This window comes from Mesorhizobium helmanticense, assembly GCF_003034915.1.
Classification (GTDB): domain Bacteria; phylum Pseudomonadota; class Alphaproteobacteria; order Rhizobiales; family Rhizobiaceae; genus Mesorhizobium; species Mesorhizobium helmanticense.
Genome location: NZ_PZJX01000125.1, coordinates 1 through 425 on the forward strand (window position 1 = coordinate 1; position 425 = coordinate 425).

1 protein-coding gene is annotated in these 425 nt (G+C 52.2%); it reads right to left on the reverse strand.

Annotated elements, in window-relative coordinates; translation table 11 throughout:
• A partial coding sequence (locus tag C9427_RS34600; protein WP_208636463.1) for a hypothetical protein occupies window positions 1-425 on the reverse strand: 425 nt, incomplete at both ends.

Sequence of the window (425 nt, forward strand, 5' to 3'; positions counted from 1 at the left end):
AAAGCTATACTGTAGCGGTAAGGTGCAAGTGCGTCCCATTTATCTCCAATCAGCTGAAAACCTCGGCCGAACAGGTCGAACTCGATCTCCTCTCTCAGCCGTTCCAAAAACGCCAGCCGATATCGATGTCCTTTAAGCAGGGCGATGTTGCTGGTAATCCATGAGAGCCGATGCGGCTTGTCAACGACTTCGCTGACCAGAAGTTGGTCATATGTCTTTCTTACAGACCAAGACCGAGTGATAGGTGGAGACAAGACGAATCGACGCCCTTCATTCTGCCGAGCTACCAGCTCTGCGTCAGACGTCAGAACAATGGTATTTTCCCCCTGCCCAAGATGGAGGGCGCGATGAGCTTTCGTCGGCGGTTCGCCGATTGCAAAAATTGTCCTGTTCGGGCTCGCCTCGATATCAACAGGAAGTCCAAG